This window comes from Granulicella pectinivorans (genome assembly GCF_900114625.1).
GTDB classification, from domain to species: Bacteria; Acidobacteriota; Terriglobia; order Terriglobales; family Acidobacteriaceae; genus Edaphobacter; species Edaphobacter pectinivorans.
In genome coordinates this window covers 1,311,635-1,334,225 of the sequence record NZ_FOZL01000001.1, presented here as the reverse complement: position 1 = coordinate 1,334,225, position 22,591 = coordinate 1,311,635, and the positions used below count along the sequence as shown (strand labels likewise).

Annotated in this window: 23 protein-coding genes and 1 pseudogene; 8 read left to right on the top strand and 16 right to left on the bottom strand. The window is 62.7% G+C overall.

Annotated elements, in window-relative coordinates:
- Window positions 1-41: 41 nt before the first annotated feature.
- The 4 genes from BM400_RS05355 to BM400_RS22765 form a co-directional block, all read right to left on the bottom strand.
- A complete protein-coding gene (locus BM400_RS05355) occupies window positions 42-575 on the bottom strand; it encodes a hypothetical protein (RefSeq protein WP_089837324.1) in 534 nt (177 codons plus the stop codon).
- Complete coding sequence (locus tag BM400_RS05350) at window positions 565-1,329, bottom strand: hypothetical protein (RefSeq protein WP_141223814.1); 765 nt, start codon at window positions 1,327-1,329, stop codon at window positions 565-567. The genes BM400_RS05355 and BM400_RS05350 overlap by 11 nt, the downstream gene beginning before the upstream one ends.
- A gap of 274 nt (window positions 1,330-1,603) precedes the next feature.
- Window positions 1,604-2,143: a DUF4199 domain-containing protein gene (locus tag BM400_RS05345; protein ID WP_089841512.1), complete on the bottom strand. Its 540-nt coding sequence runs from the start codon at window positions 2,141-2,143 to the stop codon at window positions 1,604-1,606.
- 122 nt (window positions 2,144-2,265) lie between these two features.
- Window positions 2,266-2,700 (bottom strand): response regulator transcription factor, encoded by a 435-nt coding sequence (locus tag BM400_RS22765; RefSeq protein ID WP_089837320.1) that lies wholly within the window; start codon window positions 2,698-2,700, stop codon window positions 2,266-2,268.
- 128 nt (window positions 2,701-2,828) lie between these two features.
- Here BM400_RS22765 and BM400_RS05335 point away from each other — a divergent pair, with 128 nt between their 5' ends.
- Window positions 2,829-3,626 carry a 3-keto-disaccharide hydrolase gene (locus BM400_RS05335; RefSeq protein ID WP_089837318.1) on the top strand — a complete coding sequence of 266 codons (798 nt, stop codon included), beginning with the start codon at window positions 2,829-2,831 and terminating at the stop codon, window positions 3,624-3,626.
- 217 nt (window positions 3,627-3,843) lie between these two features.
- A complete protein-coding gene (locus tag BM400_RS05330; protein ID WP_089837316.1) occupies window positions 3,844-4,425 on the top strand; it encodes an HIT family protein in 582 nt (193 codons plus the stop codon).
- Here BM400_RS05330 and BM400_RS05325 read toward each other — a convergent pair.
- The 4 genes from BM400_RS05325 to BM400_RS05310 form a co-directional block, all read right to left on the bottom strand.
- The gene (locus tag BM400_RS05325) at window positions 4,422-4,823 is read right to left on the bottom strand and encodes a nuclear transport factor 2 family protein (RefSeq protein WP_245781695.1); all 402 of its coding nucleotides are present in this window, start codon (window positions 4,821-4,823) and stop codon (window positions 4,422-4,424) included. The genes BM400_RS05330 and BM400_RS05325 overlap by 4 nt on opposite strands.
- 203 nt (window positions 4,824-5,026) lie before the next feature.
- Entirely contained in the window at window positions 5,027-5,314 is a 288-nt protein-coding gene (locus BM400_RS05320; RefSeq protein WP_089837312.1) for a putative quinol monooxygenase, read from the bottom strand.
- Window positions 5,315-5,335: 21 nt separating this feature from the next.
- Window positions 5,336-6,646 carry an adenylosuccinate synthase gene (locus BM400_RS05315; RefSeq protein ID WP_089837310.1) on the bottom strand — a complete coding sequence of 437 codons (1,311 nt, stop codon included), beginning with the start codon at window positions 6,644-6,646 and terminating at the stop codon, window positions 5,336-5,338.
- A 267-nt stretch (window positions 6,647-6,913) separates the two neighbouring features.
- Window positions 6,914-8,245, bottom strand: coding sequence for a PP2C family protein-serine/threonine phosphatase (locus tag BM400_RS05310; protein ID WP_175528879.1), 1,332 nt, complete (start codon window positions 8,243-8,245; stop codon window positions 6,914-6,916).
- Between the two features lie 161 nt (window positions 8,246-8,406).
- On the opposite strand from BM400_RS05310, the gene BM400_RS05305 reads away from it, so the two are divergent.
- Genes BM400_RS05305 through mutM form a run of 3 tightly spaced genes read left to right on the top strand, consistent with a single transcriptional unit; the run spans window position 8,407 to window position 10,083 of the window.
- Window positions 8,407-8,811 carry an antitoxin Xre/MbcA/ParS toxin-binding domain-containing protein gene (locus BM400_RS05305; protein ID WP_175528878.1) on the top strand — a complete coding sequence of 135 codons (405 nt, stop codon included), beginning with the start codon at window positions 8,407-8,409 and terminating at the stop codon, window positions 8,809-8,811.
- Window positions 8,811-9,275 (top strand): RES family NAD+ phosphorylase, encoded by a 465-nt coding sequence (locus BM400_RS05300; protein WP_089837306.1) that lies wholly within the window; start codon window positions 8,811-8,813, stop codon window positions 9,273-9,275. The genes BM400_RS05305 and BM400_RS05300 overlap by 1 nt, the downstream gene beginning before the upstream one ends.
- 7 nt (window positions 9,276-9,282) lie before the next feature.
- Entirely contained in the window at window positions 9,283-10,083 is an 801-nt protein-coding gene (gene mutM / locus BM400_RS05295) for a bifunctional DNA-formamidopyrimidine glycosylase/DNA-(apurinic or apyrimidinic site) lyase (RefSeq protein WP_089837304.1), read from the top strand.
- On the opposite strand, the gene BM400_RS05290 is transcribed toward mutM, so the two are convergent.
- The 3 genes from BM400_RS05290 to sthA all read right to left on the bottom strand — a co-directional run bounded on the left by BM400_RS05290 (window position 10,080) and on the right by sthA (window position 12,942).
- A complete protein-coding gene (locus BM400_RS05290) occupies window positions 10,080-10,499 on the bottom strand; it encodes an energy transducer TonB (RefSeq protein ID WP_175528877.1) in 420 nt (139 codons plus the stop codon). The two genes, mutM and BM400_RS05290, sit on opposite strands and share 4 nt — an antisense overlap.
- A 31-nt stretch (window positions 10,500-10,530) precedes the next feature.
- Entirely contained in the window at window positions 10,531-11,454 is a 924-nt protein-coding gene (locus BM400_RS05285; RefSeq protein ID WP_089837300.1) for an ROK family protein, read from the bottom strand.
- A gap of 90 nt (window positions 11,455-11,544) precedes the next feature.
- Window positions 11,545-12,942, bottom strand: coding sequence for a Si-specific NAD(P)(+) transhydrogenase (gene sthA / locus BM400_RS05280; RefSeq protein ID WP_089837298.1), 1,398 nt, complete (start codon window positions 12,940-12,942; stop codon window positions 11,545-11,547).
- Between the two features lie 175 nt (window positions 12,943-13,117).
- On the opposite strand from sthA, the gene BM400_RS05275 reads away from it, so the two are divergent.
- Window positions 13,118-13,741, top strand: coding sequence for a thiamine phosphate synthase (locus tag BM400_RS05275; RefSeq protein WP_089837297.1), 624 nt, complete (start codon window positions 13,118-13,120; stop codon window positions 13,739-13,741).
- On the opposite strand, the gene prmC is transcribed toward BM400_RS05275, so the two are convergent.
- From prmC to BM400_RS05260, 3 genes and pseudogenes are all read right to left on the bottom strand, one after another.
- Window positions 13,696-14,532: a peptide chain release factor N(5)-glutamine methyltransferase gene (gene prmC, locus BM400_RS05270; RefSeq protein WP_089837295.1), complete on the bottom strand. Its 837-nt coding sequence runs from the start codon at window positions 14,530-14,532 to the stop codon at window positions 13,696-13,698. The two genes, BM400_RS05275 and prmC, sit on opposite strands and share 46 nt — an antisense overlap.
- Window positions 14,533-14,561: 29 nt before the next feature.
- Window positions 14,562-15,281: pseudogene (locus BM400_RS05265) on the bottom strand (YoaK family protein); the annotation flags it as partial.
- 59 nt (window positions 15,282-15,340) lie between these two features.
- Complete coding sequence (locus BM400_RS05260) at window positions 15,341-16,357, bottom strand: hypothetical protein (protein WP_089837291.1); 1,017 nt, start codon at window positions 16,355-16,357, stop codon at window positions 15,341-15,343.
- 120 nt (window positions 16,358-16,477) lie between these two features.
- On the opposite strand from BM400_RS05260, the gene BM400_RS05255 reads away from it, so the two are divergent.
- Window positions 16,478-17,290, top strand: coding sequence for a hypothetical protein (locus tag BM400_RS05255; RefSeq protein ID WP_089837290.1), 813 nt, complete (start codon window positions 16,478-16,480; stop codon window positions 17,288-17,290).
- Between the two features lie 60 nt (window positions 17,291-17,350).
- Here BM400_RS05255 and BM400_RS05250 read toward each other — a convergent pair whose 3' ends face one another.
- Window positions 17,351-17,668 carry a hypothetical protein gene (locus BM400_RS05250; RefSeq protein WP_089837288.1) on the bottom strand — a complete coding sequence of 106 codons (318 nt, stop codon included), beginning with the start codon at window positions 17,666-17,668 and terminating at the stop codon, window positions 17,351-17,353.
- Window positions 17,669-17,845: 177 nt separating this feature from the next.
- Window positions 17,846-19,366 (bottom strand): YXWGXW repeat-containing protein, encoded by a 1,521-nt coding sequence (locus BM400_RS21580; protein WP_245781694.1) that lies wholly within the window; start codon window positions 19,364-19,366, stop codon window positions 17,846-17,848.
- Window positions 19,367-19,649: 283 nt separating this feature from the next.
- On the opposite strand from BM400_RS21580, the gene acnA reads away from it, so the two are divergent.
- On the top strand, window positions 19,650-22,550 hold the full coding sequence (gene acnA, locus BM400_RS05235; RefSeq protein WP_089837286.1) for an aconitate hydratase: 2,901 nt from the start codon (window positions 19,650-19,652) through the stop codon (window positions 22,548-22,550).
- The last annotated feature ends 41 nt before the right edge of the window (window positions 22,551-22,591 follow it).

Genomic DNA, 22,591 nt, shown 5'->3' with positions numbered 1-22,591 from the left:
AGGGCCAACGAAAGCCTTTCTTGCTCGCGGAATTCGAAATCCTATGGGCGACCGACCAAATCAATCAATCGGGTTGCGGCGGCTAAACTCTTGATGGCGTAAAGCGGTGTAGCAGCCACAATAGTCTTCTCGATGCTGCTACGCTTCGCCGGCTTATCGATTGTGATTGCCTCACCATAGAGCCGCTCTGGTGCCCAAGCCAGAAAAGCATACCAAGGATCCCACCCTCTCTTGAGCTTCTCCTGCGTGTCGGCAGGGCCTACCAGATATTGCGTATTCGCAACCGCCATAATCGGCTCGATGAATGTCGGATCGTTTTCGTCATAAAAACATAGATTGACGCCGAGAACTCGGCTGGAATCGCCTTTTCGGACATACAGCCTGATTAGGCCCTCTGCCAGATACGCCCGCCGCGAAATACTGCTTCCCATATTGAGGGCCACAACGTTCCCCAAGAGCGATTCGTACTCAGGAAGGGCTTTATCCAAATCACGAAGAAGTTTGATACAGTCCGCATGCATATCGAGCACAGCACGGATTGCCTTACCCATCTGCTTACCATTTTCATTCTCCATAAAACCTCCCGACAGGTTCGCCCGCAGGCCAGCCAAACGCCTCAAGTGGCACGAAGTAATCCGATGTGTAAAAACTCAAACCCGCCCAGTTCACAGGAAGCGATGGAGTTCTTAGGCCTTTGAAAGACTCAAAACCTCTCCCCTTGAGAAAGCTTGCGAGCTCCTTCAAAAGCTCATTGCCGTTCGCCTCGCTATCTGCCGTCTCCAAAATGTCTCGCCACTCTAAACCAAAAAATCTCTCGGCTGAACTTGAATCGCCAGACATACGAACGCTATCTTCAATTTCTTGATGTGCGAATATGCGCGTCAAATACACAACAAAACGGTGATCTTTGGCACAAGTCCATTCGTGAAGCGCAGCTTTGTCGTCGAGGAGCTGCAGGTATTTAACCAACTGATCGTTCTTCCCGACCCCGCTTTTCGTGGAGTTTAGCTTCATTTCAAACAGGACGATGAGGGGACAAATCGAGGGCCCCGTGAACCTGAGAATGAGATCGGGTTCTCCGTAGCGTTGGGAATTTGGCCAAAATTTCATTTCAAGGTTCATGAAGCTGCTGAGGGCAATGCCTTCATGGAAGAGTTGAGACGCAAGTGACGATTGCTGTGGACCGACATTCTTTGCCCGCTCAAATAGCTCCTGCCAAAAGAGCGAAGGCGGGATATGACGGAGATGCCCGAAGACAGCTGAAGTCAGCCAGTCTTCCTGAGTCTCGACTTCCGGTAGCCGCTTTCCGTGGATCTCTGCCAGCAACATTCGGAGAATCGTAGCACCAATATGGTTGGCGATGTGGACTCTCTTACGTTGCAAATGCAAGCAAAGACAAGAACGGAAGCCCCGACTTATTCTCAGAAACAAAAGCAACGGCAAAAGCAGATTCCCTTCGGGAATGACAAACAAAGGGCAATTGCAAACACAACGGCAACGCACCTGTAGCAGAGCCGTGGGTGGAGAATGGCTATCCGTGCCTGCACCAAAACCCCACATCTCAGAATCGAGATGTGGGGCACCCGGTTCGTTGGCTTCCTTTTCAGGATGTGGCGGGTAGAGTTGCCGGCGTTTTCGCCGTTCTCCGCAGGATGGCGGCGGAGAGCAGGGTGATCACCAGACCGACGGGAAACGGCTCAATAAAGGTCATGGCGGCGTTGTAAAAGGGGTTTTTGTACATTTCCCTGAAGTGCTGTGCCGCTTCGACCTGTTTCTGGATGGCGGCGGCGCTCGCTCCGGAGGCGCGCAGCTTCTCGATGGCCCCGGCTCCGTACTGGTCCATCATGTGCGGCATGAACTTGAAGTAGATGATCTCCCAGGTGACAACGTAGAAGATGCAGGAGATCAGGGTGATGGAGATACCGACGCCGAAGCCCCGGGCGAAGGTAATGTAGCCCTCACCGTTGGTCTCGCGGTAGGAGCGGATGCCGAAGTAGACCAGAAGGAACGACAAAACAATGGAGGTGTAGCCGATGACGTAGCCGGCGTTGCCGATCTTCTCGAGGAACGGCAGGGTGCCGACCATCATGGCTGAGGAGATGACGCCGGAGATGAGGCCGAAGGTGAGGATGGTCTTTTTCATGGGAACTCCGTAGGAAGATCGAATGCGTGAGCCAACCATCTGGGTTCGGGAGCCGTTTTGTCGTCATGCTTTCGGGTGATTTTGGCTTTGGGAGCCGAAATCATGCGAAAGGGTGAGGGATTTCAGGGCAGGAGGCCAAGTTCCTTGCCGAGCTGGACGGCCTGGGTACGCCGTTTGGCGCCGAGTTTATCGAAGACGCGGCTGGAGTGGGTCTTGACGGTGTTCTCGCTGACGTAGAGCGTGGCGGCGATCTCGCGGTTGCTGAGCCCCTTGGCGATGAGCTCGAGGATCTCGAACTCGCGCGGAGTGATGCCGAGGCCATCGCGTCTGGTGGTATCCGGCAGAGCGGGGACGGGGGGTTCGGCGAGTGCGGGCTGCGGGCGCTTGCCGGCGATGCGCTGGCCGAGCCAGATGCCGAGGCCGGCGAAGATGGCGGCGACGAGTCCACCGTAGATTTCGAGCGAGTGCTCGACGACGAGGAAGCGGTACTGGGTCCACTGGAGCAGCGCGATGAGGATGCCGCCCAGGAGTCCGTAGATCAGCACATGACGTCGCATCCTTTTCCCTGTGTGTGGATTTACCCCCGAGAGTACGCCGTTGGGGAGGGACGCGGCAAGAGCCGGAGCGGTTCCGGGCGGGGTGGCTATTCTATGGAAACGATTTCGGTGTATCCTCAACAGCAATTATGCGCGCCCCTATTTCTCGTCTTCTGATCGCCGCCACCTTCGTCGCCGCCACCACGACGCTCCATGCGCAGCAGCCCACTGCGCCGGAGCCGAAGCACCAGGACACCGAGGTCTATGAGCCGGTTCCGCCGATTGTGACACCGGGCAAGACCGACGATGCGCCGCCTTCGGACGCGATCGTGCTGTTCGACGGCAAGAACCTGGACCAGTGGGTGATGAACAAGGACAAATCGCCTGTGATGTGGCCGGTTGCGGACAACATCATGACCGTGAGCAAGGCTCCGGGGTCGGGGAATATCGAGACCAAGAAGACGTTCAAGAACTACCAGCTCCATATTGAGTGGCGAATTCCCACCAACATTACAGGATCGGACCAGGCGCGCGGGAACAGTGGGGTGTTTCTGGCCTCGACCGGCCCAGGCGACGCGGGGTATGAGCTGCAGGTGCTGGATAACTACAACAACAAGACGTACGTGAACGGGCAGGTGGGAAGCATCTACAAGCAGGCGATTCCGCTGGCGAACCCGGCGCGCAAGCCAGGGGAGTGGCAGACGTATGAGGTCGTCTGGACGGCTCCTACGTTTCATAGCGATGGGACGCTGAAGACGCCGGCCTACGCTACGGTGTTTATGAACGGCGTGCTGGTGGAGAACCACTTTCAACTAAAGGGCGAGACGCGGTATATCGGGCAGCCGTTTTACAAGGCGTACGACCGGGCTCCGATCAAGCTGCAGGCGCATGGGGACCATAGCGAGCCGATCAGCTTCCGGAATATCTGGGTGCGGGAGCTGCCGTAGGATCGGGTTCGCGTCGCTCCTGAAGGAAGCGGGAAGGCGGATGAGTGCAGGCAACGGCCTGGCTCATCCGCCTTTCGCTTTTGCGGTGTGGGTGGCGGGCGGTCTCACGGAGAATCACGCGATAGATTGCCATTGCCACGCCGACGAGCGCGAGGAGGTTCGGGCATGGGGTCATTCTAAGGCGTGGGAGCGGCATGCGTTCGCTATACTTGCGCGTATGGACCGGCTTTGGACTCCGTGGCGCTATGCCTATATTACGAAGACGGCTCCGACGCGTCCGGGTGTGCCGGAGGCTCTGGATGCGTGGCCGGGGCCGCAGTCCGGGGAGCATGACTGCGTGTTCTGCAACATGATTCATGCGGTGGACTATGCGGTGGCCAACGGTATGGCGCGGGAAGAAGCCGAGCGGGAGGCGTTGATCGTCTCGCGGGGGGCAACGACGTTTCTTTGCCTGAACCGGTATCCGTATTCGACAGGGCATGTGATGGTGGTGCCGTATGCGCACACCGATTCGCTCGCGAGCCTTGCCCCGGAGACCGCGCAGGAGATGATGGCAACCGCGCAGCGGGTCGAGGCCATGCTGCGGAGTGTGTATCGGCCGCAGGGGTTGAACTTTGGGCTGAATTTAGGGGAGGCGGCGGGCGCGGGCGTGGCGGCGCATCTGCATCTGCATGCTCTGCCGCGGTGGTCGGGCGATACGAACTTTATGACGGTGACGGCGGAGACCCGCGTGCTGCCGGAGATGCTGGAGACGACCTGGCAGAGGCTGAGGGACTGCGTGCAGGCGGACACGGACTAAGGTTTCGCTTCGGGTTCGGTTGGGGGACTCTGGCGTGCGAGGCGCGTGGCTTCAAAGTTGGTGATCTGCCATTGGCCGGACGGCGTCTTCTGGTAGACGCGCGTGTACCGGAAGCTGCCGGTGATGGGCGTACCCTCGTTGACACCCTGGACCTCGGCGCGCGAGGTGACCACGGCGGTGGTACCGAGGAGCTTCACCTTCATGTCGCTGAGGTCGATCTTGGAGATGACCAGCATCCGCGTGCGCATGCGCTCCAGTTGCTGGGCCTTGGTGTTGACCTCGCCCGCCATGGAGATGCCGAAGTAATCGTCGGAGAGAAGCTTGGACATTTCGGCGATGTTGCCGGTCAGTTGCGCGTCGCGCCACTGGGTCTCCATGGACTCGATCTGCTTTTTCACGTCTCGTTTGCCGGTGTGCCTGGCGACCTTGGCAAGACACAGGGCCGGGACACCCGCCGCGAAGACTGCCAGGAGAAGAACAAGACCGCGAGATGAAGCAGCGCAACAGAGTCGACGAAGGGTCATGACCGTACCGGATAGTAGTCCGGTTTTTCCCTATAAGTCAAAACAAAATCAGTGGGCGGTCGATGTGGTGGAAAAAGCTAGCAGATCGCGATGAGGTTCTCCATCTGGCGGTCCTTCATGAGCTGAAAGAATCCGCCGATGGCGTACTGGTGAAAGTGAGGGGAGGCGCGGTGGAAGTCGACGGCGGCCTGGTCGCGGTACTGCTCGTAGAGGAGGACGGTGGTGGCGTCTCCGTCGATGAAATGAGCGACGTAGGTGACGCAACCTGGCTCCTGCCGGGTGGCAAGAGTCAGGTTGCGCAGGATCTCGGAGACCGTATCGTGATCTTCAGCGTTGAACTTCAGCCGTACGGTAAAGCTGATCATGGACCGCTCTCCCTCTCGCGTTTAGCTGCGCAATGCCTCTTCGAACGCCGGCGTGGTGATGGTCTGGTCGCGATCGGGTCCGGTGGAGACCATGCCGATCTTGGCGCCGGACTCCTTCTCGACGAAGGCGAGATAGTCCTTCGCGAGCTGCGGTAACTGATCGTACTCCGTGATGCCCTCGGTGGTGGTGTTCCAGCCCTTGAGGGTGGTGTAAACGGGCTGGATGGAGTCGAAGCCGCGCATGTCGGCGGGGATGACGTCGGTCTCCTTGCCGTCGATGCGGTAGTGCGTGCAGACGGGGATCTCGACGCACTCGTCCATGACGTCCATCTTGGTCACGACGAGCCATTCGGTGCCGTTGATCATGTTGGAGTAGCGGAGCAGGGGCAGGTCGAGCCAGCCGCAGCGGCGCGGACGGCCGGTGACGGCGCCGTACTCCTGTCCGCGGGCGCGGAGGAGGTCGGCGGTGTCGTCGTGGATCTCAGTGGGAAACGGGCCTTCGCCGACGCGGGTGACGTAGGCCTTGGTGACGCCGATGACGGTGCCGATCTGGGTGGGGCCGACGCCGGTTCCGGTGACGGCTCCGCCGGCGGTCGCGGACGACGACGTCACGAACGGATAGGTGCCGTGGTCGATGTCGAGCAGAGCGCCCTGGGCGCCTTCGAACATCACCTTTTCACCGTTGCGGATGGCATCGTTGAGCATGACGGCGGTGTCGGTGACAAAGGGCGCGATCTGGTCGGCGGCGCGGGCGTACTCCTCGTAGATGGCCTTGGGGTCGAGGGGCTCGGTGCCGAAGAGAGCGCGGGCGATGGTGTTCTTCTCGTAGCAGGCGTTGTTGATGTGCGTGCGGAGGAGGTTCGAGTTGAGCAGGTCGATGACGCGCAGGCCACTGCGGTGCATCTTGTCTTCGTAGGCCGGTCCGATGCCGCGGCTGGTGGTTCCGATCTTGGTGCGGCCGGGGGCGTTCTCGGCGGCGAGCTCGATCATGCGGTGGTAGGGCAGGATGACCTGGGCGCGGTTGGAGACGAAGAGCTGCTCGTCAACCGGGAGGCCGGCGTCCTTGAGCTTCTTGACCTCCGAGAGGAAGGCCATGGGATCGAGCACCACGCCGTTGCCGATGACGCCCTTGCAATCCGGGCGCAGAACGCCGCAGGGGATCAGTTGCAGGACGAACTTGCGGCCCTTGATGATGACGGTATGGCCGGCGTTGTGTCCACCTGCGTAACGGGCGACGACGGAGAACTTCTCCGAGAGCACGTCGACGATCTTGCCTTTGCCTTCATCGCCCCACTGGGCACCAAGAATTACCGCTGATTTACGCTGAGTCACGAGTATGTCCGCTCCGGGGCCACGAGATAGATACGAATGCGCTGGCCCGCTGAAAGCGGCATTCACCTAATTATAACTTCGTCGTGTCCTGCCGGACGGGCCCAGTACGCGCGGAGCGGGCGTTTGCACGCCTTTTTCCGGCTTCGCGGGGCTCTCCCGTTGGTCGAGAACAGGGTTCCGTGGCGAGCAACGCGAGAACCAGCACATCGTGCGTCGGCAACACCGGTATACACGGCACGAAGTGCCCGCCGCCCGCGCAGGGCGCTCTTAGTTGTCGTGATGGACGAGAAGCAGGGTCATGTCGTCGTGCTGGGGTGCTCCCTGGGCGAAGCGCTCGACGGCGGCGAAGGCGTTCAACATCTGGGTGGCGGGTGGCTGGGTGGCGTCGCTGTTGAGTGAGAAGAGGAGGCCGCGTTCGCCCCATTCTTCGCCGGAGGCGTCTTCGGCCTCGCTGAAGCCGTCGGTGTAGGCGGCCAGGGTGGCGCCGGGTTCGAGGATGAGGGTCTCGGACTCGTACTCGGCTACCGGAAAGAGTCCCAGGACGGGGCCGCCGGTGGTGAGACGCCTGACTTTGCCGGCTTCCATGAGCAGCGGGGGGTTGTGGCCGCCGTTGACGTAGGTCATCTCGTTGGTTTCGGGCTGGAGGAGCGCGAGGAAGAAGGTGGCGTATTTGCTGGCGGAGGACGACTCGTAGATGAGCCCGTTGAGGCGGCGCATCACCTCGATGAGCGAGACGTCCGGCTGGAGCATCAGGCTGCGCAGGCAGGCCCGCAGGGTGGCCATGAGGAGCGCCGAAGGGATGCCCTTGCCGCTGACGTCGCCGATGGCGCAGCAGAGCTTGCCGCCCTCGGTGACGAAGACGTCAAAGTAGTCGCCGCCGACGCGTTCGGCGGACTGGCAGCGGCCGGAGACGCTGATGCGGGGAAGCGAGGGGAGGGTGCGGGGGAGGAGATGCTCCTGCACCTCGCGGGCGAGTTCGAGCTCGCGGGTCATGCGCTCGCTTTTGCGGCCTTCGGCGACGAGGGCTTCGAGGGTGAGCGCGGCTTCGAGGGCCTGGCCCATCTGGTGGCCGAAGCGCTGGAGGAGGCGAATCTCCATGGGGCCGAAGGGCTGGTCGGGGCGGCGGCGGATGACGGCGAAGCCGGGGAGGCCACGCCGGCCGACGAACGGCACGACGAGCTGCGCACCGAGGATCTGCAACGCGGAGATGTCGGCGCGGTCGGCCAGGAAGAGCCAGGGGGTGGAGTAGTCCCTGGCGATCGGCGCTGGGCGCTGCGTGCGGCGGAGGTGTGAAACCGTGGAGCTTTTCTCGCTGAAGCGGACGTCCGGAGTGTTCATCTCGCCCTGCTGATGCCGCACGCAGTAGCTGCCAGCCTCCTCGCGAAGGAAGATGGTCAACGAGGTCAGGCGCAGGCCGGTCGCGAAGCGCGCGGGAATCTTCCGCATCAGGCTGGCGAGATCGACGATGTGCGAGGTCTCTTCGCCCAGTTCGGTGAAGAAGAGATAGCGATCGTAGATAGCGGGGCGAAGCTTCTGCTTCGTCCAATCCTTGAGTCGCCTCGTGCTGAACCTGCGATGGATGGGGATATCAGCCTGCATAGGGGAGGGCTTCTCGCTTGAAGATCGAGTGTAACGCAGGGTGATACGGCTGGATGAAGCGCCAAGTTCAGCGTTGGGTTGAAACCGGGGCATGTGGGCAGGGCACCGGATGCACATTTTGCCCGTTCCAGGCGTGGCATAATGTCCCAAGAGGATGCAGCATGGCGACCCACAATGTTCTCAACGAGTACATCGGCGGAAGTACCTCCCTTGCTCTGGCTAAGCTTGTCGAGCATGGGCTTCCGACAGAGAGTCTGGCGCTCTTGCGGGAGAAGGGACTTACCTTCACGGAGATGTCTGCGATTATCTCCCCGCGGACGCTGAAGCACCGGAAGGCCCGTGGCGAAAACCTCTCATCGGAGGAGACGGATCGGGCGATTCGTGTCTCCTCGATTGTGGCGCTTGCGGAGTCGGTCTTTGGAAACCCCGTGAAAGCAATGGGATGGCTACGCTATCCAAACACTCGGCTCGAAGACCGGACACCTTTGAGCATGCTTCACACAGAGGCAGGTGGAAGGCTGGTGGAAGGCATTTTGTACAGCATCTCTGAAGGCATCTACAGCTGATGTTTCTATGGCGAGTCAGCCAGTATACGAATCTCACCGGGCTGGGTGGTGAGCTGTCAGGTGGGCGCTGGCACACCAAGTCGCCGGGGAAGCGTGTGCTCTATGTTGCCGAGCACCCTGCGGTCGCGCTGATTGAACACCTTGCCAACCTTGGAGCTTTACCGGAGTTCCTTCCAGATCACTATCAGCTTCTGAAGATTGTTGCGCCCGATAAGATAGAGATCGGTGAACTGACTGTGCGGCAGTTGGCCAGCATCGACCCGGAATCTTTCCCAACAACACATGCCATTGGGGATCGCTGGCTTGCTGCAGGAAAATCAGCCATCCTCCGCGTGCCTTCGATTCCCTCTCCCGAGTCGTGGAACTATCTCCTGAATCCTCTTCACCCCGACGCGTCTCAAATCCGCATCGAATGGGCGAAGACGGTGCGTTACGACCGCCGCCTGTTTCATCTATCGAAATAGAGAACCGATGCCTGAACTTCCCGAAGTCGAAACCGTAGCCAATGGCGTTCACGAACGCGTCCACGGACAGACGATCCTCTCGGTCTGGACAAGCGATAAGCCGCAGACCTTCAAGACGCCTCCCGCCGAGATCGCCGAGGCCCTGACCGGGGCGAAGATCGAGCGGGTGCGGCGGGTGGGGAAGACGATCGTCGCCGACCTGAGCAAGGGGCGGCCGCAGTTTCTGGTGCACCTGGGGATGACCGGCCGGTTGCTGGTTTCGACCGCCGAGACACCGGTGCCTCCGCATACGCACGCCATTTTGAGCCTGAGCGGCGGTAAGGAGCTGCGGTTTGTGGATGCGCGGCGGTTTGGGCGACTCTCGCTGGACCGCGAAGGGTACGGCGGACCGGGTCGGGAGCCGTTGACGATCTCGGACGACGACTTTGTGGCGCTGTTCAAGGGCCGGAAGATTGCGATCAAAGCGGCTCTGCTGAACCAGTCGCTGCTGCATGGCGTGGGGAATATCTATGCGGACGAGAGCTTGTTTCGGGCAGGGATACGGCCTCGGCGGGCGGCTGGACGGCTAACGCGGGCGGAGTTGCTGCGGCTGAAGCTGGCACTGGTGGAGGTGCTGAAGCATGCCATCAGCCTGGGTGGGTCGTCGGTGTCGGACTATGTGGATGCCGATGGGGTTGCGGGATTCTTCCAGTTGGAGCACATGGTGTACAGCCGGGCTGGAGAGACCTGCAAGATCTGCGCCACGCCGCTGAAGAAGCTGGTTGTAGGCGGACGTACGACGGTATTTTGTCCGACGTGCCAGCACTAAAAGATCTGAAAGTTGACGCCGACATGGATCTCTACCGGCACCGGTTTTCCATCGCGTGTCGCGGGGGTAAACCGATACTGCTGCACGGCTTCGACTGCCTTCGCATCCAGGCTTAGGGCGGCTTTCCGGTCCTTGGGCTTGACCTTATCGGCAAGCGATTGGTCCACGCGCACATGCTGCGGCATGCCATCCACATCGACGGTGAGCGCCACAATGACCTCTCCGCCGAGCTTCCTCTTTCGCGCCAGCTCGGAGAACTCCGGATCCACGAAGTGAATCGCCCTGGGGGACGTTACTTGAGAATGCGACGGCGGTGTCTGCTCCGTTACGGGAGCAGTGGCCGGAGCAACACCCTGTCCCATGGCCGCCACCGGCCCCATCATCAACAAAAGAACCCAGAACCAGTAGCGCCGCATGATCCGCACCTCCTGCAATCCCAGATTAGACTTATGCCGACGCCTTTCGATGGCTGCCTGATCCCCCAGCCGCCTGTTCGGCCGATACCGCCGCGCCGACGACACGGGTCTCTGCGTCATCCTGCACGACTTCGAGCGAGTAGCTCTGCAGCGGACTCATCTTCACCATCTTCTGCACGTAGTCCTTCAACATCGACAAATCGACGAAGCGGACATTAAAGCCGGCGAGGAAGAACTTGCCGGGCCCATCGAGGTGGATGGAGCTGGCGGTGCCCGCGGCCAGCGCCTTGTGCCACAGACGCTTGAACTCGAGGCAGCGGGCGTCGCCCTTGGCGGCGGCCTCGAAGACCTCTTCGGGTTCCATGTCCAGGAACCGGAGGCGCATGGCGCGATGGCCCATGATGCCCTCCATGTGGCCGCGTCCACCGCATCCGCAATAGTTTTCCTTGTCGTCGAGCGAGACGACCATGTGGCCGCCCTCCCACACGCCGGGCATGAAGGGGTAGCGGCCGTAGCCGATGCCGACGCCGAGGGTCCAGACGCGGAGGATCGAGTCCAGGCGTCCGTGCGCGGCGGCGATGCCGGCGGCAAAGCCGTCTGCGTCGTTGATGAGATTGACCGGCACGTCGAGGCCGTTTTCCTTGAGCTTGGCGGCCAGCACCTCCTGAAAGCGTGCGCCCTTCAACTGCGGGAGATTCGGTGCCTCTTCGACGACGCCGTTCTTGATGAGGCCCGGGAGACCGACGCCCACCGACATCAGGTCCGTGGCACCGTCCGCCACGGCGACGATCTGCTGGCAGAGGGTGTGAATGATCGCATCCGCGGGCATCTCGACCAGCGCGTATTCGTCGTCATGCGCGTCCGGAAAGGTCTTCAACCCGCCCGAGAGCTTATGGTCCACCACGAGCCCGGCCACCACGCGCTCCGATAAAGTCACCCCGATACTCTTCGCCATCGATCGCCCCAATCGCTTGCCTGTAAGAAAAACAAAGCATCAACCCAAATGGTGCAGAGGGTCAAGGTTCCATCGGCTCGCAAACGTACGTTACTGAAATTTGCTCACGCGGTTCAGACCGTTGAACGCGGCAACTTTATAACATTCCGCGAGAGTGGGATAGTTGAACACGGTATCTACGAAATAGTCCAGCTTTCCTCCCAGAGCCATGACGGCCTGCCCGATATGCAGCAGTTCACTGGCTCCTTCGCCGATGATGTGCACGCCGAGAATGGCGTGGGTCATGCGGTGGAAGATGAGCTTGAGGCGACCTGTCGTATCTCCGCGAATCTGCCCACGGGCGATCTCGCGGTAGTACGCCACGCCCACCTCGTAGGGCACATCCTCTTCGGTCAACTGCTCTTCGGTCTTGCCGATGAAGCTGATCTCGGGGATGGTGTAGATGCCGTAGGGGTAGAAGCTGGGGTTCGAGAGGACGGTCTCGTCGCCGAAGGCGCGGGCGGCTGCGATGCGGCCCTGCTCCATGGAGACCGAGGCCAGCGACGGGAAGCCGATGACGTCGCCGCCGGCAAAGACGTTGGGGACCTTGGTGCGGAAGTCCTTGTCCACCGGGATGCGTCCGCGCGAGTCGGCTTCGACGCCGATGGCGCCGAGGTTGAGCTCGTCCACGTTGCCCTGGCGACCGACGGCGTAAAGGAGCGCGTCGCCCTGGAGTTTCTTTTTGCTCTCGAGGTTGGCGACGACGGTGCCGTCGGGCATCTCTTCGACCGACTCCACCTCTTCGTTGAGGCGCATGGTCACGCGGGAGTCGCGGAGGTGGTAGCTGAGCGCCTCGACGATCTCCTGGTCGGCGAACTCCAGCAGACGCGGGCGGCGCTCGATGAGGGTGACGCGGACGCCGAGCGCGGAGAACATGCAGGTGTACTCGACGCCGATGACGCCGCCGCCGACGACGATCATCGTCTTGGGCAGGTTGGGCAGGTCGAGCACGAGGTCGGAGTTGATGATGCTGCGGCCGTTCACCGGGACCTTGGCCGAGGCAGCCGGCTTGGTGCCCGTGGCGATGAGGACGTTCTTGGTCTCGTAGACGACCGAGCCCTTGGAGTTGGTGACCTGGATGTGGTTTGCATCGACGAAGCTGGCTACGCCGACCAGCATCTCGATGTTGTTGCGCGAGAGCTGGGCTTCGGTGACGTCGATCTCGGTCTTGATGACGTGCTGGACTCGGAAGGCCAGATCGGCCATCGTGATCCGCTCCTTGACCCGGTAGTTCATGCCGTAGATGGACCGGTAGTTGTAGCCGGAGAGGTGCAGCACAGCCTCTCGCATCGTCTTCGAGGGGATGGTGCCGGTCGAGATGCAGGCTCCGCCTACGACCTCGCGCATCTCCACCAGTGCTACCTTCTTACCGAGCTTCGCGGCGTAAATCGCGGCTCTCTGGCCGGCGGGGCCGGAACCAATCACGATCAAATCGTATACAGTGCTCATGCGCGCGTGTTCTTCCCTGTCGCGGTTGTTGGCCTCAAGCGTGGACGGCCCTTACGTTTCATTCCCGGCTGGCGATCTCTTTCCGGTCCGCGCAGCCCTTCAGCACCGAAAAATCCTGATCGATGCCTAAAAACTACCATACGCCCATTGCGGGGTCGTGCGCCTACACTGGAGCATGGTTCGCTATGCGATCAGCGCCGGAGAGTATGGTTTTCCGTCCCGTGGGACCGCGTCTCTGCTTGACCAGATTCATCGGCTGGCGGCGGCAGGAGTTGAGTTTCTGCAGCTCCGGGAGAAGCACCTGGGGGCGGGAGAACTCGCCGCACTGACGCGGGAGATTCTCGCGATTCTGGCCGCTTCCGGTGCGCCAACCCGCCTGTTGATCAGCGCCCGGGCGGATGTGGCGGTTGCCACGCGAGCGCACGGCGTTCACCTGACCTCTGCCTGCGGCGGTCTGACGGCTGGGCAGATTCGAGACCTGTACCGGATGCGTGGGCTTCCGAAGCCGGTGGTCAGCAGGGCCTGCCACACGCACAGCGAGGTGCTTGCCGCCCGGAACGAGAGTACCGACCTCATTCTCTTCAGCCCGGTCTTCGGGAAGGGCGAGATGCCAGGAACGGGGCTTCCGGCGTTGCAAGAGGCCTGCGCCGTCGCCGCGTACGTCCCGGTGCTGGCGCTAGGGGGCGTGACGGCTGCAAATGCCTCCTCCTGCCTGACGGCAGGGGCTGCAGGCGTGGCGGGGATCCGTCTCTTTCAGGGCGATGATTTCGTCCCGACCACCACCCGCCGGATGCCCTGAAGGTCCTTGAGAAACTCGACGCCGTCCCAACCGGTCATGAGTACGCGTAACCCATCCTCCTGGCCAAAGCCGATCTCCATGGCCAGCAGACCGCCGCTCCGGAGCGTCTGCCATGCCTGCGGGATCAGGCGCCGATAGATCTCCAGACCGTCCTCCCCGGCAAAGAGCGCGGTGGAAGGCTCGAACTCCGTCACCTGCGGATGCATGGTCGCGCGGTCGCCGGAGGGGATATAGGGCGGATTGCTCACGACCACGTCCACGCCCGGCTCCACACCGGCCAGCAGATCGCCCAGCCGGAACCGAACCGTGACGCCGTTCGCCGCGGCGTTCTCCCGGGCGACCTCCAGTGCGGCCTCCGAGATGTCCACCGCCTCCACCGCGGCTTCCGGCAGAGCATGGGCCAGCGAGACCGCGATCGCTCCGGAGCCGGTGCCTACGTCCACGATTCTCCCAGCCGAAGGCATACGGGCGATCACGGCCTCCACAAGCAGCTCCGTCTCCGGACGAGGGATGAGCGTGGCGCGGGTGACGCGAAACGGAAGCCCGTAGAACTCCTGCTCCCCGGTGATGTACTGGATGGGCTCCATGGCGAGCCTGCGGGCGATGAGGCTTGCGATGCGGGCGATCTCGGCTTCGGCCAGAAGACGCTCAGGCCGGATGAAGAGCTCCGTGCGACCCACGCCGAGCGCGTGCATCAGCAGAACGTCGGCGTCGCGGGATGCGTTTTCGCGCAGCTCCGGCGTTCCGGAAAGCTGTCCCGACATCGCAACCTGCATCTCTCGAAGCGTCATCGCCGCGCCACCCGCAGATGGAACCCGAAATCCTCCAGCACAGGCATCACGGCGAGCACCAGGAGAAGCCCCGCGAGAGGGAGCGCCGAGAGAAAGCCCTCGTGTTTGAACGCCACGGCGCCCACCACGCCACCGACGAAGAACAACCCGACCAGCGTCCCCAGAAGCGTCAGCTTCGCCATATCGGCACGCACCGGGACGCCCTGCGCGGACGTGCCCCAGTACACCATCTTGCCCAACTCGATTCCGATATCGGTCACCATGCCGGTGACATGGGTCGTCCTCATCTCCGCGTGCGAGATCTTCGTGATCATCGCGTTCTGCAGCCCCATGGTGTAGCACAGCAGGGCCACCGTAGCCGACACGGCGAGCCACGCATGCTGCTGCAGACGGCCGCCCATCAGCGCGAAGCACACCAGCAGGCACGCCTGCACGCACAACGGAAGCGCATACTCGCTCTCCAGATTGCGCCGCCGCGCCCAGTTGACGAGGATGGCCGTCGACGCCGCACCCAGCATAAAGCAGGCCAGCGCGCCGGCCCCGGCCAGCATTGGCCGCACCTGCCCGAGCGCAAGGTTATCCGCCATGGAGGAGACGATCCCCGACATATGCGACGTGTACTGCCGCACGGCGAGATATCCACCCGCATTCACAGCCCCCGCGACGAACGCGAGAAAGCAGGCCAGATGACGGTTCGCCGTCTGGCTCCTCTGCTTCCCCGTCAGATCCCGCAGGTAAAAAAGTGGCATCGCTTCTTTATCATCGCCCAAACGATATGCAGACGCTGGAATTCGCAATGCGGACAAGGCTACGGCTGAGGCTTTTTCTCTCGCGTGTGAAGCTGCTTGGCCAAACCGCATCCCCCGCGCGCCAGATCGCGGTCGACGCCCTCCTGGTCGCCGGGCTGCATCTTCGCCACGTCGTAGAGGAAGACGGTCTTGTCCTCGATCTTCGGCAGACGTTCCACCAGATCCGGGCGGCCCGCGAGCCCGACCGCGTGCAGGCCGGCGCGATCGTGGTAGACGAGGTATCGCCCATCCGGCTTCGCCTCGACCACGGCCTGCGTGTCCTCCTTGCGGTCGGCGATGAAGGTGTAGGAGCGCGGGGCGACGCGCATCATCGAGGTGTGGGGGTGCTTCGGGCCGAGGAGGGGATCGGCTCCGCAGGAGACCTTGCCGTTCTTCTGATAAAGCCGGTCCACCAGATAGATGAGCGGAGGACCCGAGTACTGGGAGGTCTCCTCCGCCAGGGCGCTGGCTGGAAACTGCGCGGCGGCGACCGTATGGAGCAGGGCCCGGTGACCGGCCTGAATGGTGTGATCGGGCTTCATCGCGTCATTGTGCAGCGCCTCGTAGAGAATGAACGGAGAGGCGAGGGCCACGAACGGAAGCGCCACGAGACCGACGCCGGCGATCTCCGCCGTCTCCTTGGCGCTCAAGCGGAAGTGCCATTCAAGCTCCTTCGGGGTGGGGTCGGGCGTCTGGACAAGCTTGCCCTTGTTCGACGCCAGAGGATTGCCCGCGAGCGGCACGGCCACATCGTTGACCGGCAGGGGGTCGGACGCCACTTCGACCGCGACCGGCTTCAGCGCGACGGAGACGACGTGTCCGTGCAGCAGCGTTCCGGCGGGTGCGACCTGGCGGGAGCCTACCCAGACGGCATGCACGAGCTTCAGATCGACCGGGTCGCCGGGGTTCAGCTTCGCGGGCACCAGGGCAGCGTCGGTTTCGACCGTGACGGGGGTATTGGCGGGCAGCGTCACGGTCTCCTGCGCGGAGGCGGCAATGGAAAAGAGGCACAGGGCGGCTACGAACGATCGAGGCATGGAAGAGAAAACGAAGTTTGGCTCTCCAAAGTTCCCCGGAGATAAAAACTGATTGTTTGCATGGGGTTGAATGACGAACTCTTCATGATGCCTTAAGCTCCGATAGCATCTGATTCAACTATGACGTCTTCCGGCAAGACCCTCCGTCTCCTCTTCGCGCTCACCCTGGTCCCGTCCGCCGCCCCGTTGATGCAGGCGCAGAGTCCCGTCGAGATCATTCAGCAGATGGTCGCGCATGAGGACGATGCGGCGCTGCACAAGCAGCATTTCGCCTATACCGCGACGGAACGGTCCGAACGCACCGGGAACCATCTTTGGAAGGAGCGGATCGCCGAGACCAGCGATGGCAAGGTGCGGTTTCTGCTCGAAGAGGACGGCACGCCGCTCTCCCCCGACCGGGTGGGTCGCGAGCGCGGGCGGCTGGCCGGGATCGCCACCAACCCAGCGGACTTTATCGCCGCCGAGCATGCCAGGAAGAACGACGAAGACAAGGCCAAGGCCATGCTCGATCTGCTTCCGAAGGCGTTTCTGCTGGAGAATCTGCGGAAAGAGGGCAATCTGACCATGATCGACTTCCGCCCCGATCCCGCCTACCAGACGCAGTCGATGGAGGAGAAGGTGCTCCATGGGATGTCGGGCACGGTCTCGATCGACAATCGCGCGGAGCGTCTGCATACGATCAAGGCGAGCCTGGCGAAGGATGTCAGCGTGGGGTTCGGGCTGGCAACCGTGCACGCCGGATCGAGCTTTGCGACGACTCGCGACCAGGTGGCACCGGGCCAGTGGAAGACCGTCGTGGTGGATACGGCGATCAACGGAAAGGCCATTCTGTTCAAGTCGCTGGGCAAGAACGAGCATGTCGAGCGCAGCGACTTCAAGCTGCTGCCCTTCGAGATGAGCGTGAAAGATGCGGTGGCCGTCGTCGAACAGTAACAAGGAGGCAACAAAAAAAGGCCGCCCTGTAAGGGACGGCCTTCGTCAACGAGGTCTTCGTTAGCGGGGATACTCGCCCGGGTTTCCGGTTTCCTGCTTCTTCTTGATCGCGTGCTTCTTTTCGATATGGTGTGCGACCAGCCCGCCACCGGCACCGATACCCGCGCCTGCCACGGCACCGACAGGGCCACCGACCTTCGCGCCGATCAGAGCGCCGCCTACGGCACCGCCGCCCACGAACTTGGCCTTGGTGTGATGCTTCGCCTGGTGCGCGTCAACCTGCGCCTTGGCGTCCTCATGCGATTCCTGCGCGATTGCCGAAGAGGTGAACATCCCCGCGGCCAAAACCAGCGATCCTGCCATCATTGCGATCTTCATGACTCCTCCTCAAACAGCACAGGAAGAGAGATGCCTTGGCGGGAACGTGCAGATGCCCGCAAATAAAGAGTATTCACGGCCAACCCCGCGCTCGCATGCGTTGGAGAGGAGCGGACACCGCGTAAAAAGGGACGCAGCCGAAGCCGCGTCCCCTTTTGCCGATCTCACCCCACTCCGTTAGCGGCGTCCGCCGCCCTCATGGGGCTGACCGCCACCACCGCCCCCGTGAGGAGCCGGTGCGGCGTGCTGCTGCGGGGCAGCCGGACGGGCCTGCTGCTGGGGCGCCGGGCGGGGTGCAGCCTGGGCCTGAGGACGAGCGACCTGCGGCTGTGCCCTCTGTTGCTGTTGCACCCTCTGCTGTTGCATCTGCTGGTTGCGCTGCTGGGTCTGCTGCTGAGCCTGGGCAGCCCTCTGCTGCTGTTGCGCCTGCTGATTCCGCTGCTGCGTCTGCTGCTGGACCTGCGCGTTGCGTTGCTGTTGCTGCGCCTGCTGGGTACGCTGCTGCTGTTGCTGGTTCAGCTGCGTGCGCTGCTGCTGAACCTGCGCGTTCCTCTGGTTCTGCTGCTGCTCCTGCACGTTCCGCTGCTGTTGCTGCGCCTGCTGGTTCCGCTGTTGCTGCTGCACCTGCGCAGTACGCTGCTGTTGCTGCTGCTGGTTACGCTGCTGGGGATTGTTCGGCTGGCCTGGACGGTTCTGCTGCCCCACAAATCCCTGTGCCGGAGCCTGCATGCGAACCGCCGACACCGGACGCGCCGCGGCAATCACAGCAGGCTGGCCATGATTCTGGTTATAGAACTGCCGCGGATTCGCCGCAGCCTGCTGGCGGAACTGCACCTGCGTCTGCATGGGAGGCGTGCGCTGCTCGCGCAGAACGGCGAGCTCCTGCGGGCGTGGACGAGCATCGATGCCGCCGCGTCCGCCGTTGTAGGAGACACGGTTGTTGATGACGGTGTTGTTGATCGTCACATTCCGCACGTAGACGTTCCGGATGTTGCGTTCGTTGATGCGGTTGACCGAGCGGTTGTAGTAAAAGTCGTTGCCGCGCCAGTAGCCGCCCTCATAGCCGGTTCCAATGTAGCCGAAGCCGTAGTTGATCCCGCCGTAGAAGCCGATGTGGCGGGCCCAGAAGCCATGGTGGAAGCGATAGCGGCCGCCATAGGCACCCCAGTATCCGGGCGTCCAAAGAGCTCCGGCGTACGGTGCCGCAACCCACACGCCCGGAACCCAGTAGTAGCCTGCGTTCGCATAGTTCCAGTAGCCAGGGGTCCAGATATCGTTCGGCTCGGGAGCCTCGGGCTGGTCGTAGACAGGAAGCGGAGGAGGAGGAGCGCTCGCCTCTTCCACCGTATCGTAGAGATCGTCGACGGCCTGCTGATCGTTGTCGTAGCCGTAGTTGCCACTCTGCTGATTGGAATCGTAGGCCGGCTGCTGCTGCGGATACGCCTCGCCGCTCTGCGCAGGCTGGTAGGCCTGCTGTTGGCCAAGCACGCGCGTCCGCGCAGGTGCCTGGGCGCTCTGCGCAGGTGCCGATGTCACCGGGGCATTGGGATCCACCGGGGCAAGATTCGCCGCCGCTGGATCCTGGCCGCTGTTGTCGATGATCGTTGCCGGGGTCGCCTGGTTGCTCTTGCAGCCCGAGATGCCTGCTACCGCTGCCAGCGCAACCGCGCCCATCAAAACTCGCTTGATACCGTTCATGGCACTCTTCTCCGAAACCGTTCCGCCCATCCGTTGCCGGCGGACTAAGTACGTGTGATGCACGCTCTGTGGTTCGCGTCCACAAAAAGCTCAACCGACGCCCTGCCAGAAGAAACACGTTCGGAGTAAAATCCACTCTATGAGCCCGCGCTGCCCCATTTTGAAGCGCTTTCGTCACGGCCGCCGCGACCGCGGACGCGCCTGAGCTCTATCCCTTCTCCTCGCCCCGCCGGCGAACTCTACCGCACCAACGTACCCAAGTATCCCCTTAGGAGAACCACGCATGTCGAACGACGTCGCTGTCCACCCAGATTCCTTCCACGCTAAATCCACCCTGACCTCCGGCGGCAAGACCGTCTCGCTCTATCGCCTGCAGGCCCTGACCGAAGCCGGCATCGACCTCACCAAGCTCCCCTTCTCCCTCCGTATCCTGCTGGAAAACCTCCTCCGCCACGAAGACGGCTCGTCCGTCACCGCCGACGACATCCGCTTCCTCGCCAACTGGGACGCCAAGGCCGAACCCTCCCGCGAGATCGCTTACATGCCCGCCCGCGTGCTGATGCAGGACTTCACCGGCGTTCCAGCTATCGTCGATCTCGCCGCCATGCGTGACGCCATGCGCGCCCTCGGCGGCGACCCGGAAAAGATCAACCCCCTGCAGCCCGCCGAACTGGTCATCGACCACTCGGTCCAGGTCGACGAGTTCGGGACGACCAATGCCTATGACTTAAACGCCGCATTGGAGTTCCAGCGCAACCGCGAGCGCTACGCCTTCCTCAAGTGGGGCCAGACTGCCTTCAACAACTTCTCCGCCGTGCCGCCGGGGATGGGCATCTGCCACCAGGTCAACCTCGAGTACCTCGCCCGCGTCGTCTTCACCACGCAGCCTGACGCGAACGGCGAAGTCGTCGCCTATCCCGACACGCTCGTCGGCACCGACTCCCATACCACCATGGTCAACGGTCTCGGCGTTCTCGGCTGGGGCGTCGGCGGCATCGAGGCAGAGGCCGCCATGCTCGGCCAGCCGGTTTCCATGCTCGTCCCCCAGGTCGTCGGCTTCAAGCTGACCGGCAAGCTCAAGGAAGGCACCACCGCCACCGATCTCGTCCTGACCGTCACCGAAGCGCTCCGCAAGCTGGGCGTCGTCGGCAAGTTCGTCGAGTTCTACGGCCCCGGCATCACCGAGCTCCCACTCGCCGACCGCGCCACCATCGCCAACATGGCCCCCGAATACGGCGCCACCTGCGGCATCTTCCCCGTCGACAGGGAAACCCTCAACTACCTGCGCCTGACCGGCCGCACCGACGACCAGATCGCCCTCGTTGAGGCCTACTACCGCGAGCAGGGTCTCTTCCATACGCCCGACGCACCCGAAGCCGTCTACAGCGCAACGCTTTCGCTTGACCTGGCCACTGTGGAACCCTCGGTCGCCGGCCCCAAGCGTCCCCAGGACCGCGTCCTCCTCTCGCAGGCCGCGACCAGCTTCGCGCAGCAGCTCCCCGCGCTGCTCGGCCCCAACGCCAACAAGCAGGCCGCGCGGCAGATGGTCCGGTGGGAAGGCGAGGGCGGACACGCCAGCGCCCATGGTGACCTCACCGCCTCGCTCGGCTCCCCTGCACCCGCCGTCTCGGGCGATCTCGTCCCCGTAGCCACCCTGACGCCCGGCCCCGCAGCGATTCACGTCGAAGCCCCCGTCACCAGCATCCAGGGCCGCTTCGGCGTCGACCCAGAGCCCTACCTCTCGGACGGCTCCATCGTCATCGCCGCCATCACCTCCTGTACCAACACCTCCAACCCCTACGTCATGATGGCCGCCGGCCTGCTCGCCAAGAAGGCTGTCGAGAAGGGCCTCCGCACCCCACCCTGGGTCAAGAGCTCCCTCGCCCCGGGCTCCCGCGTCGTCACCGACTACTACGTCCGCGCCGGCCTCATGCCGTACCTCGACGCGCTTCGCTTCCAGGTCGTCGGCTACGGCTGCACCACCTGCATCGGGAACTCGGGCCCCCTGCCCACCGACGTCTCCAAGGCCATCGAGGACCACAACCTCGTCGCCGTCTCCGTCCTCTCCGGCAATCGCAACTTCGAGGGCCGTATCTCCGCCGAAGTTCGCGCCAATTACCTGATGAGCCCGCCGCTCGTCGTCGCCTACGCCCTCGCCGGCCACATCAGCCACAACTTCGACACCGATCCTCTGGGAACCGACAAGACCGGCGCGCCGATCTACCTGAAGGACATCTGGCCCAGCCAGGCTGAGGTGAACGAAGCCGTCTCCAGCTCCATCGACGCCGCCATGTTCCGCCACCAGTACTCCACCGTCTCCGACGGCGACCAGAACTGGCAGCACCTCAAGTTCCCCGAAGGCGACACCTACGGATGGGAGCCCGACTCCACCTACATCCGCAAGGCGCCGTACTTCGACGGCATGCCCGCCACTCCCGCGCCGGTCGAGGACATCACCGGCGCCCGCGTCCTCGCCGTCCTGGGAGATTCGGTCACCACCGATCACATCTCCCCAGCCGGCTCCATCAAGCGCAACGGCCCCGCCGGCAAGTACCTCGAAGACCACGGCGTGAAGCCTGCGGACTTCAACTCCTACGGCAGCCGCCGCGGCAACCACGAGGTCATGGTCCGCGGAACGTTCGCCAACGTCCGCCTGAAGAACAAGCTGGCTCCCGGCACGGAAGGCGGCGTAACCCGTCTCCTCCCCGAAGGCACCGGCATGTCCATCTACGACGCCTCGGTCGCCTACGCCGAACGCGGCACCCCCCTTGCCATCCTCGCCGGCAAGGAGTACGGTTCGGGCTCCTCGCGCGACTGGGCCGCCAAGGGACCACGCCTCCTCGGCATCAAGTTCGTCATCGCCGAGAGCTACGAGCGCATCCACCGCTCCAACCTGGTCGGCATGGGCATCCTGCCCTTGCAGTTCCAGCCCGGGGAGAGCGTCGAATCGCACCTGTTGACCGGCGAGGAGACCTTCACGCTCGGCGAAAACCCCGGCGACCTGAAGGCGATGCTCGACTCAGGCTTCGCCAACGGCAAGAGCCTGCTGGTGAAGACCACCGCCCCCGACGGTACCACCAACGAGTTCCCCGTGATGGTCCGGATCGATACCCCACAGGAGATCCTCTACTACCAGCACGGCGGCATTCTGCAGTACGTCCTCCGCCAACTTGCCGCAAAGTAAACGCCTTGCAACAAAACAACGGGCTACTCCATCAGGAGTAG

Coding starts and splice junctions, on each gene's coding strand:
- BM400_RS05355 (WP_089837324.1), bottom strand. CDS start 575: ATGGAGAATGAAAATGGTAAGCAGATGGGTAAGGCAATCCGTGCTGTG.
- BM400_RS05350 (WP_141223814.1), bottom strand. CDS start 1,329: ATGTTGCTGGCAGAGATCCACGGAAAGCGGCTACCGGAAGTCGAGACT.
- BM400_RS05345 (WP_089841512.1), bottom strand. CDS start 2,143: ATGAAAAAGACCATCCTCACCTTCGGCCTCATCTCCGGCGTCATCTCC.
- BM400_RS22765 (WP_089837320.1), bottom strand. CDS start 2,700: ATGCGACGTCATGTGCTGATCTACGGACTCCTGGGCGGCATCCTCATC.
- BM400_RS05335 (WP_089837318.1), top strand. CDS start 2,829: ATGCGCGCCCCTATTTCTCGTCTTCTGATCGCCGCCACCTTCGTCGCC.
- BM400_RS05330 (WP_089837316.1), top strand. CDS start 3,844: ATGGACCGGCTTTGGACTCCGTGGCGCTATGCCTATATTACGAAGACG.
- BM400_RS05320 (WP_089837312.1), bottom strand. CDS start 5,314: ATGATCAGCTTTACCGTACGGCTGAAGTTCAACGCTGAAGATCACGAT.
- BM400_RS05310 (WP_175528879.1), bottom strand. CDS start 8,245: ATGCAGGCTGATATCCCCATCCATCGCAGGTTCAGCACGAGGCGACTC.
- BM400_RS05305 (WP_175528878.1), top strand. CDS start 8,407: ATGGCGACCCACAATGTTCTCAACGAGTACATCGGCGGAAGTACCTCC.
- BM400_RS05300 (WP_089837306.1), top strand. CDS start 8,811: ATGTTTCTATGGCGAGTCAGCCAGTATACGAATCTCACCGGGCTGGGT.
- mutM (WP_089837304.1), top strand. CDS start 9,283: ATGCCTGAACTTCCCGAAGTCGAAACCGTAGCCAATGGCGTTCACGAA.
- BM400_RS05290 (WP_175528877.1), bottom strand. CDS start 10,499: ATGCGGCGCTACTGGTTCTGGGTTCTTTTGTTGATGATGGGGCCGGTG.
- BM400_RS05285 (WP_089837300.1), bottom strand. CDS start 11,454: ATGGCGAAGAGTATCGGGGTGACTTTATCGGAGCGCGTGGTGGCCGGG.
- sthA (WP_089837298.1), bottom strand. CDS start 12,942: ATGAGCACTGTATACGATTTGATCGTGATTGGTTCCGGCCCCGCCGGC.
- BM400_RS05275 (WP_089837297.1), top strand. CDS start 13,118: ATGGTTCGCTATGCGATCAGCGCCGGAGAGTATGGTTTTCCGTCCCGT.
- prmC (WP_089837295.1), bottom strand. CDS start 14,532: ATGACGCTTCGAGAGATGCAGGTTGCGATGTCGGGACAGCTTTCCGGA.
- BM400_RS05260 (WP_089837291.1), bottom strand. CDS start 16,357: ATGCCTCGATCGTTCGTAGCCGCCCTGTGCCTCTTTTCCATTGCCGCC.
- BM400_RS05255 (WP_089837290.1), top strand. CDS start 16,478: ATGACGTCTTCCGGCAAGACCCTCCGTCTCCTCTTCGCGCTCACCCTG.
- BM400_RS05250 (WP_089837288.1), bottom strand. CDS start 17,668: ATGAAGATCGCAATGATGGCAGGATCGCTGGTTTTGGCCGCGGGGATG.
- BM400_RS21580 (WP_245781694.1), bottom strand. CDS start 19,366: ATGAACGGTATCAAGCGAGTTTTGATGGGCGCGGTTGCGCTGGCAGCG.
- acnA (WP_089837286.1), top strand. CDS start 19,650: ATGTCGAACGACGTCGCTGTCCACCCAGATTCCTTCCACGCTAAATCC.